The sequence below is a fragment of the Micromonospora sp. ATCC 39149 genome (assembly GCF_000158815.1).
GTDB lineage: Bacteria > Actinomycetota > Actinomycetes > Mycobacteriales > Micromonosporaceae > Micromonospora.
Genome location: NZ_GG657738.1, coordinates 154,679 through 171,493, shown reverse-complemented (window position 1 = coordinate 171,493; position 16,815 = coordinate 154,679). Strand labels below are relative to the sequence as shown.

19 protein-coding genes and 3 pseudogenes are annotated in these 16,815 nt (G+C 69.8%); 12 read left to right on the top strand and 10 right to left on the bottom strand.

Going from position 1 to position 16,815, the window contains the following annotated elements; genetic code table 11:
- Positions 1-307, top strand: a pseudogene (locus MCAG_RS00745) (glycine dehydrogenase (aminomethyl-transferring)); the annotation flags it as partial.
- Between the two features lie 149 nt (positions 308-456).
- Here the strand turns inward: MCAG_RS00745 and MCAG_RS00740 are convergent.
- Positions 457-657, bottom strand: coding sequence for a DUF5999 family protein (locus MCAG_RS00740; protein WP_036371784.1), 201 nt, complete (start codon positions 655-657; stop codon positions 457-459).
- A 147-nt stretch (positions 658-804) separates the two neighbouring features.
- Here MCAG_RS00740 and MCAG_RS00735 point away from each other — a divergent pair, with 147 nt between their 5' ends.
- From MCAG_RS00735 to MCAG_RS00705, 7 genes are all read left to right on the top strand, one after another.
- Entirely contained in the window at positions 805-1,992 is a 1,188-nt protein-coding gene (locus MCAG_RS00735; RefSeq protein ID WP_007071090.1) for a chorismate-binding protein, read from the top strand.
- Between the two features lie 17 nt (positions 1,993-2,009).
- Positions 2,010-2,516: a peptide deformylase gene (gene def / locus MCAG_RS00730; protein ID WP_036371782.1), complete on the top strand. Its 507-nt coding sequence runs from the start codon at positions 2,010-2,012 to the stop codon at positions 2,514-2,516.
- A gap of 204 nt (positions 2,517-2,720) precedes the next feature.
- A complete protein-coding gene (locus tag MCAG_RS00725; RefSeq protein ID WP_036371779.1) occupies positions 2,721-3,227 on the top strand; it encodes a MarR family winged helix-turn-helix transcriptional regulator in 507 nt (168 codons plus the stop codon).
- A gap of 13 nt (positions 3,228-3,240) precedes the next feature.
- Positions 3,241-4,704 (top strand): helix-turn-helix transcriptional regulator, encoded by a 1,464-nt coding sequence (locus tag MCAG_RS35995; RefSeq protein WP_007071087.1) that lies wholly within the window; start codon positions 3,241-3,243, stop codon positions 4,702-4,704.
- Positions 4,705-4,729: 25 nt separating this feature from the next.
- Entirely contained in the window at positions 4,730-5,053 is a 324-nt protein-coding gene (locus MCAG_RS00715) for a hypothetical protein (RefSeq protein ID WP_232290334.1), read from the top strand.
- A gap of 158 nt (positions 5,054-5,211) precedes the next feature.
- On the top strand, positions 5,212-6,993 hold the full coding sequence (locus MCAG_RS35865; protein ID WP_050777808.1) for a tetratricopeptide repeat protein: 1,782 nt from the start codon (positions 5,212-5,214) through the stop codon (positions 6,991-6,993).
- A gap of 257 nt (positions 6,994-7,250) precedes the next feature.
- A complete protein-coding gene (locus tag MCAG_RS00705; RefSeq protein ID WP_157547780.1) occupies positions 7,251-7,949 on the top strand; it encodes a recombinase family protein in 699 nt (232 codons plus the stop codon).
- Positions 7,950-8,041: 92 nt separating this feature from the next.
- Here MCAG_RS00705 and MCAG_RS00700 read toward each other — a convergent pair whose 3' ends face one another.
- Entirely contained in the window at positions 8,042-8,623 is a 582-nt protein-coding gene (locus MCAG_RS00700) for a hypothetical protein (protein WP_007071083.1), read from the bottom strand.
- Positions 8,624-9,331: 708 nt separating this feature from the next.
- Here MCAG_RS00700 and MCAG_RS30160 point away from each other — a divergent pair.
- Positions 9,332-9,820: an ABC transporter permease gene (locus MCAG_RS30160; RefSeq protein WP_232290024.1), complete on the top strand. Its 489-nt coding sequence runs from the start codon at positions 9,332-9,334 to the stop codon at positions 9,818-9,820.
- Between the two features lie 45 nt (positions 9,821-9,865).
- A pseudogene (locus MCAG_RS31960) lies at positions 9,866-10,919 on the top strand (IS3 family transposase).
- Positions 10,920-10,960: 41 nt separating this feature from the next.
- On the opposite strand, the pseudogene MCAG_RS30145 reads toward MCAG_RS31960, so the two are convergent.
- The 6 genes and pseudogenes from MCAG_RS30145 to MCAG_RS00665 all read right to left on the bottom strand — a co-directional run.
- Positions 10,961-11,107 (bottom strand): annotated as a pseudogene (locus MCAG_RS30145) (integrase core domain-containing protein); the annotation flags it as partial.
- A 122-nt stretch (positions 11,108-11,229) separates the two neighbouring features.
- Positions 11,230-12,177: a site-specific integrase gene (locus MCAG_RS00685; RefSeq protein WP_036375858.1), complete on the bottom strand. Its 948-nt coding sequence runs from the start codon at positions 12,175-12,177 to the stop codon at positions 11,230-11,232.
- A 127-nt stretch (positions 12,178-12,304) separates the two neighbouring features.
- On the bottom strand, positions 12,305-13,231 hold the full coding sequence (locus MCAG_RS00680; protein ID WP_007071079.1) for an IS3 family transposase: 927 nt from the start codon (positions 13,229-13,231) through the stop codon (positions 12,305-12,307).
- On the bottom strand, positions 13,228-13,539 hold the full coding sequence (locus MCAG_RS00675; protein WP_007071078.1) for a transposase: 312 nt from the start codon (positions 13,537-13,539) through the stop codon (positions 13,228-13,230). The genes MCAG_RS00680 and MCAG_RS00675 overlap by 4 nt, the downstream gene beginning before the upstream one ends.
- A 143-nt stretch (positions 13,540-13,682) precedes the next feature.
- Entirely contained in the window at positions 13,683-13,892 is a 210-nt protein-coding gene (locus MCAG_RS00670) for a hypothetical protein (protein WP_007071077.1), read from the bottom strand.
- Positions 13,893-14,189: 297 nt separating this feature from the next.
- Entirely contained in the window at positions 14,190-15,161 is a 972-nt protein-coding gene (locus MCAG_RS00665) for a recombinase family protein (protein WP_036371776.1), read from the bottom strand.
- A gap of 206 nt (positions 15,162-15,367) precedes the next feature.
- Here MCAG_RS00665 and MCAG_RS00660 point away from each other — a divergent pair, with 206 nt between their 5' ends.
- Positions 15,368-15,814: a hypothetical protein gene (locus tag MCAG_RS00660; protein ID WP_036371774.1), complete on the top strand. Its 447-nt coding sequence runs from the start codon at positions 15,368-15,370 to the stop codon at positions 15,812-15,814.
- Positions 15,811-16,002 (top strand): hypothetical protein, encoded by a 192-nt coding sequence (locus MCAG_RS00655; RefSeq protein WP_036371771.1) that lies wholly within the window; start codon positions 15,811-15,813, stop codon positions 16,000-16,002. The genes MCAG_RS00660 and MCAG_RS00655 overlap by 4 nt, the downstream gene beginning before the upstream one ends.
- Before the next feature lie 206 nt (positions 16,003-16,208).
- Here the strand turns inward: MCAG_RS00655 and MCAG_RS00650 are convergent, their stop codons facing one another.
- Positions 16,209-16,580 (bottom strand): DoxX family protein, encoded by a 372-nt coding sequence (locus MCAG_RS00650; RefSeq protein WP_007071074.1) that lies wholly within the window; start codon positions 16,578-16,580, stop codon positions 16,209-16,211.
- Between the two features lie 51 nt (positions 16,581-16,631).
- A complete protein-coding gene (locus tag MCAG_RS31955) occupies positions 16,632-16,787 on the bottom strand; it encodes a hypothetical protein (RefSeq protein ID WP_157547778.1) in 156 nt (51 codons plus the stop codon).
- Between the last annotated feature and the right edge of the window lie 28 nt (positions 16,788-16,815).

Sequence of the window (16,815 nt, the reverse complement as noted above, 5' to 3'; positions counted from 1 at the left end):
CGAGAGCGAGGATCTGGCCGAGTTGGACCGGTTCTGCGACGCGATGATCGCCATCCGCGCGGAGATCGACAAGGTGGGCTCGGGGCAGTGGCCGGCCGGCGACAACCCCCTGGTCAACGCCCCGCACACGGCGGCGATGGTGTCGGCCGACGAGTGGCCGCATCCGTATCCGCGGTCGGTGGGTGGCTATCCGGCGGGGGTGGACCGGGCCGGGAAGTACTGGCCGCCGGTGCGGCGCGTCGACGGCGCGTACGGCGACCGGAACCTGGTCTGTTCGTGCCCCGCGCCGGAGGCGTTCGAAGACTGAGCGCCGCGGGCGTTTCCACGCACTGACGCGAGACGCCGGGGCGGTGCACGTGGCCGCCCCGGCCGGTGCGTCGACCTGGGGAGGGCAGCCCCGGACGCGGGGGCTAGCCTGAAGTCGACGGGTGCGTCAGGTTGACGCTGGGTGAACGGTCAGGCCACGAGGGCGTGTCGGGCAGGGCCGCGATGGGGGGCGATGGTGCTGCCGTCGGGAAGAAGCTCGCCGGTGTCCTCGAAGACGATGACACCGTTGCAGAGCAGGCTCCAGCCCTGCTCAGGGAAGCAGGCGAGGACTCGGGCGGCTTCCCGGTCGGTCGCTTCGGCGGAAGGACAGGTGGGTTGGTGCTGGCACATCGGGTTCTCCGGACTGTGGGGGCACTGTGTCATGGTTCACATGACCAGTGACGCACAGTACCAAGCCACAGCGCGCCGCATCGAGCGGGTCCACGCCATGTCGGGGGGAAATCCACTGAACGGACGAGGAAGAATGGGCCGGACGGCGTGGAAGCGCTCCCATTGAGGCGGGTTGACACCCCCGCCACCCCCGCTGGCTGCCGCGGCCGCCTCGTCGAACGCGACCGCCTCGAATGGCGCCTACCCGACGGCGGCGACCCCGCCGCCCTCGCCCAGGACTTCCTCACCGCCCACGGCGTCGGCGCCGACGACCTGACCCGCCCCGCCACCGGCCGCCCCAACGGCCTCTGCGGCGCCGCCCTGTACGTCTCCGCCGCCGCCGCGGCCACCATGGCCGCCGCCGCACCCGGCGCGCCCACCCCCGCGCCCGCCCTGCCCGACCTCGCCGTCGTCGTCTACGACCACGCCACGACAGACGACCCCGCCCCGCCACCGGCAGCCGACGGCCCCTGGTGGGTGGGCGACTGGACACCCAGCTGGACCCCCCACCAGCACGCCGCCGCCGTCACCGCCGTGCGCGCCGCCATCGGCCGCGGCGACGTCTACCAGGTCAACCTCGTCGGCCACGCCGCCGCCCCCTACACCGGCGACCCCCGCCCCGCCCTCGCCCGCCTCGCCCGCCTACCCGGCGCCCGCTACGGCGGCACCCTGCACGGCCCCGGCTGGGCAATCGGCTGCGCCTCCCCGGAGACCCTCGTCGCCATCGAAGCCGGCCGGCTCGTCACCCGCCCCATCAAGGGCACCCGCCCCGCCACCGCCGCCGGCCGCGCCGAACTGCTCGCCTCCGCCAAGGAACGCGCCGAACACATCATGATCGTCGACCTGGAACGCAACGACCTCGCCCGCGTCGCGGCCACCGGCACCGTCACCGTCGACGAACTGTTCGCCGTACGCCGCTGGTGCGACCTGTGGCAGGCCGAATCCACCATCTCCGCCGCCCCCGCCGACGGCCTCGGCCTGGCCGACCTGCTACGCGCGCTCTGCCCCGGCGGCTCCGTCACCGGCGCCCCCAAACTGGCCGCCTGCGACGTCATCGCCGCCCGCGAACCCGTCGGCCGCGGCGCCGCCATGGGCGCGCTGGGCTGGATCGCCCCCGGCCACCTCGACCTCGGCCTGACCATCCGCACCGCCGCCGCCGACGGCCACCTCCTGCACACCTGGGCCGGCGGCGGCATCACCTGGGGCAGCGACCCCGACGCCGAGGTCGCCGAGGCCGCCGCCAAGGCCCGCCCCGTACGCGCCGCCCTGACCGCCGGCTGCACCCGCCACCGGTGACCGATAACCTGACGCCTATGACGATGAGGCCCATCCGGATCATCGGCGACCCGGTGCTGCGCACCGCCTGCGAGCCGGTGACCACCTTCGACGCCGAACTGCGCGCCCTGGTCACCGACCTGATGGACACCCTGCTCGGCGCACCCGGCCGCGCCGGCGTCGCCGCCCCCCAGATCGGCGTATCCGCGCAGGTGTTCGTCTACAACGCCGACGGCCACCGCGGCCACATGATCAACCCCACGCTGGAGCTGTCCGACGAGACCCAGGGCGACGACGAGGGCTGCCTGTCCATCCCCGGCCTCTACTTCCCGACCCCCCGCGCCCTGCACGCCACCGCCCACGGCTTCGACCAGCACGGCGAGCCACTGACCATCTGCGGCAGCGGATTCCTCGCCCGCGCCCTGCAACACGAGACCGACCACCTCCACGGCCGCCTCTACGTCGACACCCTGCGCGGCGACACCCGGCGACAAGCCCTGCGCGAGATCCGCGCCGGCCGCTACGACTCACCCCGCCACCGCTGAACCCACACCGCCCCCGGCCCTCACCCCAACCGGGCCGTCAACGTGTACCTCCCACCGTCGGCCACCCGGATGAGACCCAACCCCCGGTACAGGCGCAACGCCGCCATGTTGTCACCGCGACCATCGGTTGATCGCTGGCCATAGGCCCTGAGAGGAACACCTGCGTGAGAACAAGTAATGAAACCGGCGCCGAACGATCGCGGGATGAGTGGAGCGGCCCCAGGCCTGAGTGCGGAGCAACTTGGTGCGTACTTCGCTCTGGTGGAGGTCAGCAGCCTTCTTCAGTACGCGATGGACGAGCACCCGCGCATCGACGGTGACCTCAGCTATGTGCAGTTTCAGCTCCTCACCCGGCTCGTCGACGCGCCCGGGGGCAAGCTGCGGATGACCGACCTGGCCGACGGTGTCGTGTACAGCCGCAGCGGGCTGACCTATCAGGCGGGCTTGCTGGACAAACGTGGCCTGATCACCCGTTCGCCGTCGCCGGACGACGAGCGCAGTGTCATGGTGGCGGTCACCGACGTCGGACGCGACCTGGTCGCCCAGGTGCTCCCCGTGCATGTCGACCGCGTCCGGCACCTGTTGTTCGACCCCTTGACCGGCGACGACGTCACCGTCCTCAACGCCGTCCTGGCCCGGGTCCGCGATCACATGCGCGCCGCTCCGCCCCGCTCTGCCAAGCCTCGCGCCCGGCGCAACCAGACCGACTGAGGCAGGGATAAGGATGGACCGCGCGTTGCTGGCGGACTTTCTCCGGGCTCGCCGGGAAGCACTGCAGCCGGAGGAGGTGGGGCTGCCGCGGGGCGCTCGACGTCGTACCGGTGGGCTGCGGCGCGAGGAGATCGCGGTGCTGGCCGGCATGTCGGCCGACTACTACAGCCGGCTTGAGCAGAAGCGCGGTCCGATGCCGTCCGAGCAGATGCTGGCCGCCGTGGCCCGGGCGTTGCGGCTCAGCCCGAGCGAGCGGGAGCACCTGTTCACCCTCGGCGGGCACGCAACTCCGCGGCGTACCCCGCCGGACGATCGGGTTGGTCTGGCTATCAGGACCATCGCGGAGCGGCACCGCGGCCCGTTGTTTTTCGGGTCAGACCGCCGGGAGGACGTCGGCGATCATGATGCCTGGAGTTTTTTTGGTCTGGAAACTACGGACGGTCCCATGGCCGTGATACCACCGGGCGCGGGTGAGAAGCCCGCCGTCAAGGACCGACTGCGTGTCGGCGGCCGGTTTCTGCTGCGCGACGGCGAGCGGTTCGCCGGCAGCGGCTTTGTAGCGGGCTCGCTAGGGGAGTTGGTGCTCGGCGCGGCCGTGGACACCCCCGGGGGCCAGCAGGTCCACCTCGCCGTGCCGATCTACCCGGAGGACAGGTCGGCGTGGCGTGGTGGCCACGCGCCGTCGCGGGAGGTCGTCGTCGATGAGGATGGCGAGGAGTGCGCGGTCGACACCGGGGCCGATGCCACCGTCGTCCTGGACGCCGCCGACGCGGCCCGCCTGCCGGAGGTGGTCGAGGACGTCATCGCCCGTGCCGTCGAGGCGGACAGGCTGTTCCGGCAGGTCGTCAGGGCACAGGAGGCGATCGCGCTGGGCGAGCGGGTGCGGCAGGAAGAACGGACCCAGGAGCAGCGTCGGCGTGACGCCGAGCAGGCCCGGCTCGACGAGCTGGACGCCGCACCGGGCGGGGCGACCGGCGCAACCCCACGGGCTACGTACAAGCTGCGCGGCGAGTACCTGTTCATGCTCCGGGCGCACCACGCAGCGAAGGCGAAGCTGGCCGGCGCCCGAGCGGCGCAGGCCGCGATGTACGCCACCGCCCGCCCCCTCGACGAGGCGACCGCCGCCGAACTGGCCAGGGTCACCGCCGAGCTGGAGGCGGTCAGCGCCCGCCACGACGAGATGGCCGGCTGGGCGAGCGCGGCAGCGGAGATTTCCGCCCGCAACGGCGGCGCCCTGGTCGTCGAGGCCCTCCAAGAGGAAGACGGCGGTGTGAGCTACCGCGTCGACCGCCGGCCGGCCGACGCCGACGAGGACTGGAGCGCCGGATCGGCCACCGACCCGTTCACCACCACCCCAGGCGGGCTGCGCAAGGGCGCCAAGCTGGTGGCGCGCGGGTGTGGCACTCGTACGCCTGGCAGTGCGGCACGGCCCGCTAGACCGACAGCGCCTGGTGTGCGACGTCTGCCCTCGGACTGAACTGTCCGATGTGGTTCGGGTGGCGATGGTGGCTGATGATGTGGTTATGGGTTCGCGACGCTGGGTGGTCATTGGGGTGGGTGGGGTGGTCGCTGCCGGGTTGGTGGTGGCGGCGGTGGTGTTCGGTTTGCAGGGGGTGGAGGTGGCCAGTTGGCTGGCCGGTGCCGCGAGCCTCGTGGTCGCGGTGGCCGCCCTCGTGCTTGCTCCGTCGGGAAACCCGGCTGCGACACCGACGCCACCGGCTACGGTGACACCACCGGCGGCGGGACCGGGGTCGATCACCGTGCGGGGTGATCTCACGGGGATCGCCTCGACCGGTGACAACGCGACGAACACCCAGCACCGGTGAGGTGGTTTCGACGCGGCCGGGTTGGGCCTGCGCCCGCTGATCCCGAGCCGCCGACGCCGGCAGGTGATCCCGCTGCGCCGAGCGGGTCGGGTCCGATCACGGCGGGCAGCATTCCCGGCATCGCCTCCACGGGCCCCCATGCGACCAATACCCAGCACGTGACGGTGCTGCCCGCGGAGGCGCTGGTCGCGCCGGAGGTCGTGCCGGCACCGGCCGGGCTGGTGAACCTGCCGGTGCGGCTGCGGCTGTTCGTGGGTCGTGAGGATGCGCTGGGCTGGCTGGACTCGGCGGCTCGGGATCCGGGTGTGGTGGTCGTGCAGGCGATCCACGGGCTCGGCGGTATCGGCAAGAGCACCCTGGTCGCACGGTGGGCGGCCACCCACCGCGACCAGCACCGGCCGATCTGGTGGATCACCGCGGACAGTCGCGCCGCTCTCGACGCCGGTCTGGTCGCCCTGACCGTCGCGCTGCAACCGGCCCTCGCGGCGCTGCCGTCACCGGCCCTGCGGGAATGGGCCGTACGCTGGCTGGCCTGCCACGACGGGTGGCTGCTCATCCTGGACAACGTCACTGATCCCGCCCACATCGCCGATCTGCTGGGCCGGCTGCCCCACGGGCGGATCCTGGTGACCAGCCGCCGCGCCACCGGCTGGCCCGACATCGTGACCCCGCTGCGCCTGGACGTCCTCGAACCCGACCAGGCGGTCGCCCTGCTCACCGGGATCGTGTCCCAGGGCGGTGGTGTCATCGACCCCGCAGGCGCTGCCGCCGTGTGCGCCGAGTTGGGCCATCTGCCGCTGGCGGTGGAACAGGCCGGCGCCTACCTGGCCCAGACCCGGACCACCGTCGGCGACTATCTTCGGCTGCTCGCGCAGCATCCCGCCGCCATGTACCGCGACGGCGAGGAAGGCAGGGCCGCCGAACGGACGATCGCCCGGGTCTGGCACGTCACCCTCGACGCCTTCGCCGACGATCCCCTGCCCGGACGGCTGCTGCGGGCCCTGGCCTGGTACGCGCCGGAAGCCATCCCCCGCAGCCTGTGGCACCACCTCGGCGACGGCGCGGGGGAACCGGCGGTGACGCGGGCGATCGGCCGGCTCGCCGCGTACAACATGCTCAGCATCGACCCCGCCACCCGGGCGGTCACGGTGCACCGGCTCGTCCAGGCCGTCGCCCGCACACCCGACCCCGATGACCCGCACCGCCAACCCGACGACATCACCACCGCCCGCACCACCGCCACCGCCGCCCTGACCACCGCGCTGCCCGACGACTGGCGCACCCCCACCACCTGGCCGACGTGGCGCACCCTGTTGCCCCACGTCGACGCGCTCGTCTCCCAGACCGCAGCACACGCCACCGACAGCGACCGCGTCGCCCAGGCCTACCTACTCAACGCGACCAGCCTGTTCCTGCTCAACCAGGGAAACCTCCCTCACGCCATCGCCTACCTCAAGCAAGCCCTCACCGATCGACGGCGGGTGCTCGGCAACGACCACCCCGACACGCTGACCTCGGTCAACAACCTCGCCTACGCCTACGATTCGGCCGGGGACCTGGGGCAGGCGATCCCGCTGTACAAGCAGGCCCTCACCGATCGACGGCGGGTGCTCGGCAACGACCACCCCGACACGCTGACCTCGGTCAACAACCTCGCCAGCGCCTACGATTCGGCCGGGGACCTGGGGCAGGCGATCCCGCTGTACAAGCAGGCCCTCACCGATCGACGGCGGGTGCTCGGCAACGACCACCCCGACACGCTGACCTCGGTCAACAACCTCGCCAGCGCCTACGATTCGGCCGGGGACCTGGGGCAGGCGATCCCGCTGTTCGAGCAGGCCCTCACCGGCTGCCGGCGGGTGCTCGGCAACGACCACCCACAGACCCGGGTCGTCTATGGCAACTTGCGGGCTGCCATAGAGGGTTTCAGTTCCGAGTAGGGGGCGTGGTTGGGATCCGGCGTCGGCGGCATGCGGCGTGTGTCCAAGAGAAAGCCCCTCCTTAGCTCCCGGCCCAAAGCAACGCTGAGGAGTTGATCTAGCGGACGGGTGTCCCGGGGCGCTGTCCGAGAATCGATCGTTTCCCGAACAAGATCAGAAAGCGGGTTGGCGGCCGGTCGGAGCTGTCCAACAAACCTGTCCGTAAATCCGGCGTGTCCAACAAGCCGGCAACGGGTTTGTCGGACACCCTCAACGCCATGACCGTCCCCACGCCCGCACACGGTGACCTCCTCGCGCCGGCGCCGTTGTCCGGATCCGGGGTGCTCGTCGGCTACGGGCGGGTGTCGACCCGCGAGCAGAACCTCGCCCGCCAACAGACAGCCCTGACCGCGGCCGGCTGCGCGCGGTGCTTCTTCGACAAGGCCTCCGGCAAGAACACCGACCGGCCGGAGCTGGAGCGGATGTTCGACTACATCCGCCCCGGTGACGCGCTGACCGTGGTGTCCCTGGACCGGCTCGGCCGCTCGTTGGAGGACCTCATCGCCATCGTGGGCCGGCTCAAGCGTCAGCAGGTGGGGTTCCTGTCGCTGCACGAGAAGCTGGACACCACCACGGCGGGGGGCATGTTCGTCTTCCACGTCTTCGCCGCCCTGGCCGAGTTCCTCCGCACCATCATCGTCGCCAACACCCACGAAGGCCTGGCCGCCGCCCGCGCCCGCGGCCAACGCCTCGGCCGACCACCCGCCATGACCCCCGAGAAAGTCGCCTACGCGCTGCAGCTGCTGGCCGAACCCGACCGGTCCCTGTCCTCCATCGCCACACTCCTCGGCGTCTCCCGCTCCACCCTCTACAAAGCCCTCCCCGCACTCACCCCACCCGCCCCGCGGCTCCCGGCCTCGGCCGTCACCGGTCAGTACGAGCAGCTGCTCACCGCCACACCCCCGCCTGTCGGCTAAGGCGGGCCGCAGACCGCGCGGTGGTGGTGCGCGGATACGGCTGAGGGCCCCTTCCCCGTTCGGGAAGGAGCCCTCAGCGTGTTCTGTGCGTGTCACTTGTTCCACAGCTCGGCGACCAGGTCAGCGGCCTGCTTCTCCCACTGGGCGTAGTGGTCCGGGTACGCCGACACCTGCACCGTCTGCGCGGCCTTGGTCAGCGGCATGTCCTGCCAGCCGTCGACCTGCTTCAGACCCTTCAGGAACGCCGTCGTCGAGTAGGCCGGGTCGGTGATCTGCTCGACCGTGCCCCAACCCGAGGACGGGCGCTGCTGGAACAGGCCCTGCGAGTCGTGGTCGTTGCGGTCACCCAGGTGACCCAGGTTCTCCAGCTTCGACTCCTGCAGGCTGGTGGCGATCGCGACCACGGCGGCCCGCTCGTCCATGCCCGCCTTCTTGGTGGCCTCGATGATGGCCTTGGCGTTGTCCTTCTGCTCACCCGACAGCGGCACCGTCGACTGCCCGGCCGGCACACCATGGGGCAGCAGCTTGTCCACCGACACCTGCTGGCTAGCCGCCACCGGCTTGCTCGCCACCGCAGGGGTCGTGTCCAGCGACAGACCCGGCCCAGCGGCCATCCCGGCCGCGGCGGTCAGACCGGCGATGGACAGCACACCACGCTGAATAAGCTTGTTCATGACCAAAGCTCCATTCGGGGGTTGACGCACACACCCGGACACACCACCCACACGGGCAGGCAGCGGAATCTGTGCGCAAGCACCACGCGTACGGGCGCTCTGAGAAAGCTTCTGGGGGAACTTCATCGCGCCGCAGAAGGGGATCGGAGGATCTACCAGGCCCGCACGGCGGGCTGCTCCAACGGCGTCGACAAGGTGTAACGACCAGCCGGCCAGCCCCATTCCCGAGGCCACCCACCCGCTCGAAGCGGGGGCCACGGCCGCACCCGGGATACAACCGACCCACCCCACCAGCCATTCCCCACCAGCCGACCTCGACCGGCCACCACGACGCCACACCACAGCCCCGATGGTCGACGACCTGGGCGACACCAACGACAGGACTGCACAGGCCGGATCACGGCCAGCACAAACGCCGCAAACCTCAAATCGGATTATGGTGCGCCGCGAGAGCCTCATTCCGGGCACGGATTTCGTTCGGCAAGCAACGAGGGGTGCCGGTAAGAAACGCGTCACCAGCCGCAAACGGCGTTGATCTTGCGTGATCACGTCGGCCCGCAGGATTGGTGCCTCCCATGGTCGGTGGTTGTCGGCGCTGCCTATTGGGCTCGGGGTGTTGCCCGCGCTCGGTCTGCTTGTCGGTAGCCGGGCGTTGCCCGCCACGCCGTTGGCGGTGTTGCCGACGGCCGGAATCCTGGTCGTGGTGCGATGACCGCCACGACGCTTGCAGGACGGCGGGCGCTGGACGAGTTGACTGCCCGGTACGGCGAGTACGAGGCCGGGCTCGCGCTCGGGTTCAGTGAGCGTGACGCGGTACTGGAGGCCTGCCGGCCTGCGGCCGGGCAGGCGCTTGTGCCCGCGCTCGATCAGACCCGGACGGTCGGGCTGGTCACCTTGCCGGGTGCGTTCGTCGGGGGTACTGCTGGGCGGGGCGAGCCCGGTGGAGGCCGGGGCGCTCTCGGCCGAACCACAACCTGGGTGTCGGTAGGAATGCGACCCGCAAAGGGCACATTCCGGGCGCTTGATCTCGGCAACCGTGGGATCAAGTCACGTCATGCTGACTGGGTGACTACCAGCGGTGAGAGAGGCGGGCAACGCCCCCGGTTGGACTTGCGGGGACGGCTGTCCGGGGCGTGGCTTGGCGTGGCTCTCGGCATGGGCATCAACGTCCTGAGGGTCTGCTGCACCGATAGGTGACATTCGAGATGGCTTGTCCTGGTGGTGGGCTGGAAGGATGTTGCTGTGCCCAAGCCTTATCCCCGTGAGTTCCGCGACGATGTCGTGCGGGCGGCCCGTGATCGTGACCCGGGTGTGACGGTCGAGCAGGTCGCGAAGGACTTCGGGGTTCATCCGATGACGTTGTTCAAGTGGCTGCGTCAGGCCGATATCGACGCGGGCGCCAAGCCTGGGGTGAAAGGCTCTACCCGCTCGTGAGGGAGCTGGCCGCCGACGGGATACCCGTGGCGGTGACGTGCCGGGTGTTGAACATCGCTCGCCAGCCCTACTACCGGTGGCTGGCTCGACCGGTCACGCCCGCCGAGTTGACGCAGGCTCACCGGGCGAACGCGCTGGTCGACGCGTACCACGATGATCCCGGGTTCGGGTACCGATTCCTCGCCGATCAAGCCCGCGCCGCCGGGCAGCCGATGGCAGACCGAACCGCGTGGCGAGTCTGCTCGGGCAATGGCTGGTTCAGCGCCTTCGGCAAGCGCAAGCGCCGGGGCAAGGGCGGCAAGGTCGGCCCGCCGGTGCACGACGACCTAGTCAAACGCAACTTCACCGCGCCAGGACCCAATCGGTTGTGGCTGGCCGGCATCACCGAACATTGCACCAGTGAGGGCAAGCTGTACCTGTGCGCGATCAAAGACGTGTGGTCGAACCGGATCGTCGGCTACTCCATCGACTCACGCATGAAGTCCCGACTTGCCGTCAACGCGTTGCACAACGCCGTAACCCGGCGTGGTGACCTGGCCGGCTGTATCGCTGCACAGCGACCGCGGGTCGCAATTTCGATCACGAAAGTTTCGTCCGGGCACTCGACCGGTACCGGATGGCCGGATCGATGGGTCGCGTGGGCGCCGCCGGCGACAACGCCGCGATGGAGTCGTTCTTCGGGCTGCTGCAGGACAACGTTCTGAACCGACGGACCTGGCGCACCCGCGAGGCCCTACGGATCGCCACCGTAACCTGGATCGAACGGACGTATCACCGCCGCCGACGACAACGGTCCCTGTCCCGGTTGACCCCTATCGAGTACGAGACAATCATGACCCCACCGGCCAGTCAGGCCGCGTGAATGAACCTGCCACCTATCGGTGCAGCAGACCGGTTGCAGTACTAGCTGTAATGCCCAGGAGCGTTGTTGACGCGGCTGATGGGTGGTTTGCCGCCGAGTGAGGTGTGTCCGCGGTGGTGGTTGTAGGTGTGCAGCCAGGCGGGTAGGGCCTCGGTGCGTTGGTGGTTGCTGGTGAAGGCCCGGCCGTAGTTTTCAGACCAAAAACAACGCTAAGGAGTTGATCTAGGTCCGTACCTGGGGCGGCTGCCCCAGAGTGGCGGGTCACGCGGGAAGCACTTCGCCGTTTTCCGTGATCTCGGTACGGGCGCGATCAGCGCCGGTGCCGGCGGTGGTGCTCGTCGTCCTCGGCGGTGATGCGGGCGGAGGTCTCCTCGCCGAGCCGGACGTAGATGCCGAGGGTGGCCAGGTGCCGGTGGCGGGACTTGGCCTGGAGTTCGGCGGCGCTGCGGCCCTTGGCGGCGAGGTGGGTCAGGCCGGAGTGGCGCAGCTGGTGGAGGGTGTACCCGGTGCCGTGCGGGTCGTGGAGCTTGGATGCCTGTTTGAACAGGTACTCGGCGCGCGGGTAGGACAGCCGGCCCCGGCCGGTGTCCGGGCAGATGTCCCCCAGGGCTAGCGCGCGGCGCCCGGCTGCTGCGGCGCGTCGGTCGGCCAGGAAGACCGGCCCGGCGGTGCGGCCGGCCAGGAGCCGGGGCAGCAGGCGTGCGGTCGGGGTTTCCCAGTGCACGTAGGCGCGGTCGCCGCCTTTCTCGGTGACCAGGGCGCGGCGGAACTCCATGTCGAGGTCGGGTACGTCGAGGCCGAGGATCTCCTCGGCGCGGGCGCAGGTCTCGTAGAGCATCCGCCACAGCACCCGTTCGCGCAGCGGGTTGCGGTCGTCGGTGAACAGCCGGTCGAGGCGGGCGCGGGGGATGGCCTTGTCCCGGGTCCGGGTGACCTTGCGGCGTTCCAGGCGCTGGCCGGGGTCGGTGGTCAGCCAGTCCTGGCGGCGGCAGTAGGAGGTGAACGAGGTTAGCGCGGACAAATGCTTGTTCCAGGTGTTTGTGGCGCGCTGGTCCCAGCGGGCCATCGTCTGCTCGTAGATCTCCGGGGTGAGCGTCGCGACCGAGACTTGGTCGCCGGCGGTATGGCGCAGCCGGCGCAGGGTCTCGGTGTAGGTGGCGCGGGTGGCGGGGTCGTCGCGGAATCGGTCGAGGAACGCGTCGACGGCGATCACGAGCGCCACGGGGCGGTGGGTGGTCGGCAGCGGGATCACGGACACCTCGGCGACCTCCTTCCGGTGATGTGACACAGAATGTGGCCGAGTCGTCCTCGCCGCGGTGACTGTTGACCGACATCAGAACGTCAGTGAAAACGACTGAGGTTCCCCCGGTTTGCCGGAGGGTTGGTTACCTGGCGCCGGTGGGCTCAGGCTGAACGATAGTCGTCTCGTCTGGTCGGGCCTGGTGGGCGTGCCAGGCGGCTTCGTACTCGTCTGGGGAGCGCCAGCCGAGGTCTTTCTGGATGCGGCGGGTGTTGTACCACCCGTCGATGTAGGCGAAGATCGCGTTCTCGGCTTCGTCGCGGGTCCGCCAGGAGTTTCGGTAGACCAGTTCGATCTTCAACGTTGACCAGAAGTTCTCCATGAGGGCGTTGTCGAACGAGTCGCCGACGGAGCCCATCGAGGGCAGAATGCCGTTGTCGGCCAGGCGCTGGGCGAAGCGGAACGACGTGTAGTTCGACCCGCGGTCGCTGTGGTGGATCAGTTGGCCGTCGCGGACGTCGCGGGACCAGATGCCGTATTCGAGGGCGCCGAGGATCAGGTCGGTGTCGCATCGGTCGGAGCACCGCCAGCCCACGATGCGGTTGGAGAAGACATCCCGCACCGCGGCCAGCCAGAACACGCCCTGCCCGCAGGGGATGCGGGTCGCGTCGGCGACCCACAGCCGGTTGGGCGCCGCAGCGGTGAACTGCCGGTTGACCAAGTCCGGAGCGGGCGTCGCCTTCGGGTTCGACCGGGTGGACGGGATGCGCCACTTCTTGCGCAGGAACGCCCCTTGCAGGCCGGCGGTCCGCATCAACCGCTCGACCCGCCTGCGACTCAGCTGGCGGCCTTGGCGGCGCAGCATGGCGTGCACTCGCGGGCTGCCGTAGGTGCCGCCCGACACATCGTGGATCTCCGCGATCTCCACCGCCAGATCCGCGTCCTCACGTCGGCGAGCGGAGGGGTTGGCGGCTTGGGTGAGCCAGCCGTAGTAGGTGGAGACGGCGACGTTGAGGACCCGGAGGACGGGCTCGACCCCGAAGCGGTCGCGTAGCTCGTCGACGAGCGTCACGACCGTCGCCGGGTCGGGTCGAGTTCCGAGGCGAAAAAAGCCGAGGCGGCTTTCAGGATCTCATTGGCCCGCTTCAGCTCCGCGTTCTCCCGCCGCAACCGACGCAACTCCTCCACCTCCGAGGTCGTCGGCCGGTCGCCCCGCAGGCCACGGTCGGCCTCGTCCTGGCGGATCCAGTTGCGCAACGCCTCGTGATGCACCCCAAGCTGGCGGGCCAGCTGGCGGATCACGGGCTTCGGGTCCGACTCCCGATACAAGCGCACCGCACGTTCGCGCAGCTCATCGGGATACTTCTTCGGTGCTGCCACGGATGACTCCCTTCAGCTCCATCAGAGCATGATCGAAAGCCTCCGAGCTACCGGGGGAACCTCACGACACGGATCGTCAGTGGCTCTGCCACTCCTGCTGTTCCACTCCGCTGCACGGCGAACCCTGTCCTTATATATAGAGGTCAGAGGGAGAGGTATTCGCGGATCTTGCCGCGCTTGTGCGGCCGCTCGTCGCCGAGGTTCAGCGGAAGGGTGGGGAACTGCCGGGCGATCTCCAGCTCGGTCAGCGGTGCGGTGAGTGGGGCGTCGAAGTAGCCGCGGTCGTCGGAGTCCCAGGTGCCGTTCGGCTTGACCGCGCGTACGCGGGTGACCTTGCCGTTGACGACGAACACGAACGCCTTGACCTTCGGTACGCGGGTCGGGGCGATCGGGTACCACTTGCGGTCGGCGTCGAGCTGGACGCGGCCGGAGGCGCCGGTCTCGCCGTAGCGCCGGTTGGTTGCGGGGTCGACCTTGGTCTTGGCGTTGCGGTAGACGGGGCGTTGCTAACGGATGTGCGACCGGGGATCAAAAAGTTGATCTAGCGGCGAGGGATGGTCGGGCCTTGATCGACAGAAATGATGTTGGCCCGTGGTTCGGCTAGCGGACAAGATCATCACTACCGCTAACCGCTGGACCGATCTTCCTTCTCAACCCCGTGGCTGCACGACGGCCGGCGTGCCGCCGGCGCGGCGCGCGTGTTCGGTGCGGGCCTGCTCGACCGCCTCCGGGTACGCCTGGGCTTTCTCGTAGGCGGCGAGCGCGCGGTAGATGCTGGCCACGCTCGGATTGCGGCCCTTGCGCTTGCCGGCCGGGATGATCAGGTCGGGGCGGATCTGCTCGACGGTCTCGCCGGCGGCGCGTCGGCGCAGCACGGTGTGCAGCATGTCGTCGGTGATGACCGGTGGGCGGCCGCCGTGCTTGTCCTTGCGGGCGGCGGTGTCGAGGCCTTCCAGGGTGGCCTCGCGGATGTTGTCGCGTTCGGTCTCGGCCATCGCAGCGAAGAACGCGAACAGCATCCGGCCGGGGCCAGTCGGGTCGTAGATGCCCGGCAGCGGGCCGGCGAGCATCTCGAGGACCAGGCCGTGGGCGGTGAGGTAATCGGCCAGAGCGGTGAGCTCGGCGGCGTCGCGGCCGAGGCGTTTCATCTCGTAGACGGTCAGGATGACCCGGCAATGCGGGGCGTGGGCCTTGATCTGCCGGGCGAGCGCGAGCGCCTCCTCGAACTTGGGGCGGACCCGGACCCGGGTGCTGACCTTCTCGGCGAACACCTTGTCGGGGTCGATGCCGTGCGCGGCGAGTGCGTCCAGCTGGGTTTGCAGTTCCTGGGTCAGGGTGCTGCACCGGGCGTACCCGATCCGGATATCCGCGGCCGGGGTGTCCGCCGCGAGGGGCGCAGGCGGCGGGGTGCCGGGCCGCCAGGGCTGGCCCGGGCCGCGGTCGGCCGGGGTGGGCACCCGCAGGGCCTTGGCGAGTCGGGGCACCTTGGTGAACCGTCCGGTGTGGTAGGTGCCGGCGACCGCTCCGGAGCGCGACCGGCACGGCGGGCCGGGCTGGACCTGGCAGCGGGGGCACGGGTGGCGCTCGACGTCGTCGGCGTCGCGGATTTCGGGGTCGCTCACGCCCCGGATGTTCTCACAACCATTTCGCAGAACCGCCCCTCGACACGGTTGCGTGAGAAGGGGTTTTGAGAAGGAAGTCGGCTCTCGACGACCTCGTTCGATCCGTTTCTGATCTTGCTCTCAGAATGGACCGTTTGCGAGAAGAGTGAAAATGCGGCATGCGCAATCAGTTGCGATCATCGCAAAAGAGTGCACAGAATGCATGCATGAGTAAGCGAAACATCTTCAGCGACGTAGCCGCGATCCTGCACCCCATCCCGCAACCCGAGCCTGGCGAGGAAGAGCACGACGGCTTTCTCGAGATGCGTGATCAGGCGGGCCGGGAGCGCATGGAGACCACCGAGCAACTTCGGCTGTTGTGGGAGGAGGCCCAACGGGATCCGCTGATCTCCGCGCTGAACGGCGCCCGCCGCGCCAAGGAACAAGCCGAGCAGGAGATCCGCGAGCTGCTCGCCTACGGCCGCGAGTTCGTCCAGCCCCGCCCCTACACCCTCGGCGACCTCGCCGCGGCAGCCGGCATGTCCATCTCCGGCGTGCGCACCGCCTACCAGCACCGCGACGTCGACGCCGTCGCCGACGCCACCGGCGCCAAGCCCCGCGAGTGGCGAGCGCCTGATCCGGCCCCCGAGCCGCAGGGCGAGGTACCGGCATGAACGGGACGTGCATCTGCCGGTTTCGCTGGCCGCGGCTCTACGCCGTGATCGAAGGCGTGCGGTACGAGGTCGAGCCGGCCGAGGCCGACAGCCCGACCAGCGCGTTGTTCCGCGCCTGGTGCGCCGGCTGCGGCGCTGAGTACACGTACCCGTTCCGGCTGGTCACCATGCAGAGCCGGGCGGCGTGACGACGGTTCCCCCGACGAGTACCCGATTTTGACGGCTTCAAGTCATGATTATGGGTTCTCGATGGAGTTGATCTGTCTCACTGGATCTGATCCGCGCGGCTGCGGGGATGCCGATGGCGGTCGACAGCCTGTGCCCGGTTCTGGCCGGGGAGGGTGTCGGCGATGATCAGCCAGGGCGCCCGGCGATGGCGGTCACGAAGGCTCGCTCACCAGCCGTACGGGCCGAACCGGCCCCACGCGACGAACACCGCCAGGACGAACAGGACCGCGTTGAACGCGACCCCGGAGGGCTCCTTGCGGCGGATGTGGACGACCGCGGCGAGCACCATCGTGAGCGCGAGACCGGTCGCGGCGATCGGGATGAGGATCGGCGCGATACCGGTGACGGCGGGCAGGATCAGCCCGATCGCGCCGAGCAGCTCGACGACGCCGATGAACCGGACCGTGCCGGCGGCGTAGTCCTGCACCCAGGGCAGCTTCTCGGCGAGTTTCTCCTTCGGCTGGGTGGCCTTCATTAGCCCGGCCATGCCGAACGCGACAGCCAGCAGCACCTGGACGATCCATAGCAACACGTTCATGAGTGAGCGTCTCCAAAAGAGGCGGGGCAGGTCAGCAGTTGGTTGGGGTGCTCAGGCGACCGTGATGGCGATCTTGCCGAGGGGCGCCACCGTGAAGCCCGCGAGTGCGGCGGGCACCTCGGCAATGGGGTAGGTGCGGGCGACCGGCACGGTGAGACGCTCGCCGAGGCCCTGGCCGGCGCCGAAGATGGTGATCAGTTTGGACATGCGGGTGTAGTGGCGGTGACGGCGGAAG

Coding starts and splice junctions, on each gene's coding strand:
- MCAG_RS00740 (WP_036371784.1), bottom strand. CDS start 657: ATGTGCCAGCACCAACCCACCTGTCCTTCCGCCGAAGCGACCGACCGG.
- def (WP_036371782.1), top strand. CDS start 2,010: ATGACGATGAGGCCCATCCGGATCATCGGCGACCCGGTGCTGCGCACC.
- MCAG_RS00725 (WP_036371779.1), top strand. CDS start 2,721: ATGAGTGGAGCGGCCCCAGGCCTGAGTGCGGAGCAACTTGGTGCGTAC.
- MCAG_RS35995 (WP_007071087.1), top strand. CDS start 3,241: ATGGACCGCGCGTTGCTGGCGGACTTTCTCCGGGCTCGCCGGGAAGCA.
- MCAG_RS00715 (WP_232290334.1), top strand. CDS start 4,730: ATGGTGGCTGATGATGTGGTTATGGGTTCGCGACGCTGGGTGGTCATT.
- MCAG_RS00705 (WP_157547780.1), top strand. CDS start 7,251: ATGACCGTCCCCACGCCCGCACACGGTGACCTCCTCGCGCCGGCGCCG.
- MCAG_RS00700 (WP_007071083.1), bottom strand. CDS start 8,623: ATGAACAAGCTTATTCAGCGTGGTGTGCTGTCCATCGCCGGTCTGACC.
- MCAG_RS30160 (WP_232290024.1), top strand. CDS start 9,332: ATGACCGCCACGACGCTTGCAGGACGGCGGGCGCTGGACGAGTTGACT.
- MCAG_RS00660 (WP_036371774.1), top strand. CDS start 15,368: ATGAGTAAGCGAAACATCTTCAGCGACGTAGCCGCGATCCTGCACCCC.
- MCAG_RS00655 (WP_036371771.1), top strand. CDS start 15,811: ATGAACGGGACGTGCATCTGCCGGTTTCGCTGGCCGCGGCTCTACGCC.
- MCAG_RS00650 (WP_007071074.1), bottom strand. CDS start 16,580: ATGAACGTGTTGCTATGGATCGTCCAGGTGCTGCTGGCTGTCGCGTTC.
- MCAG_RS31955 (WP_157547778.1), bottom strand. CDS start 16,787: ATGTCCAAACTGATCACCATCTTCGGCGCCGGCCAGGGCCTCGGCGAG.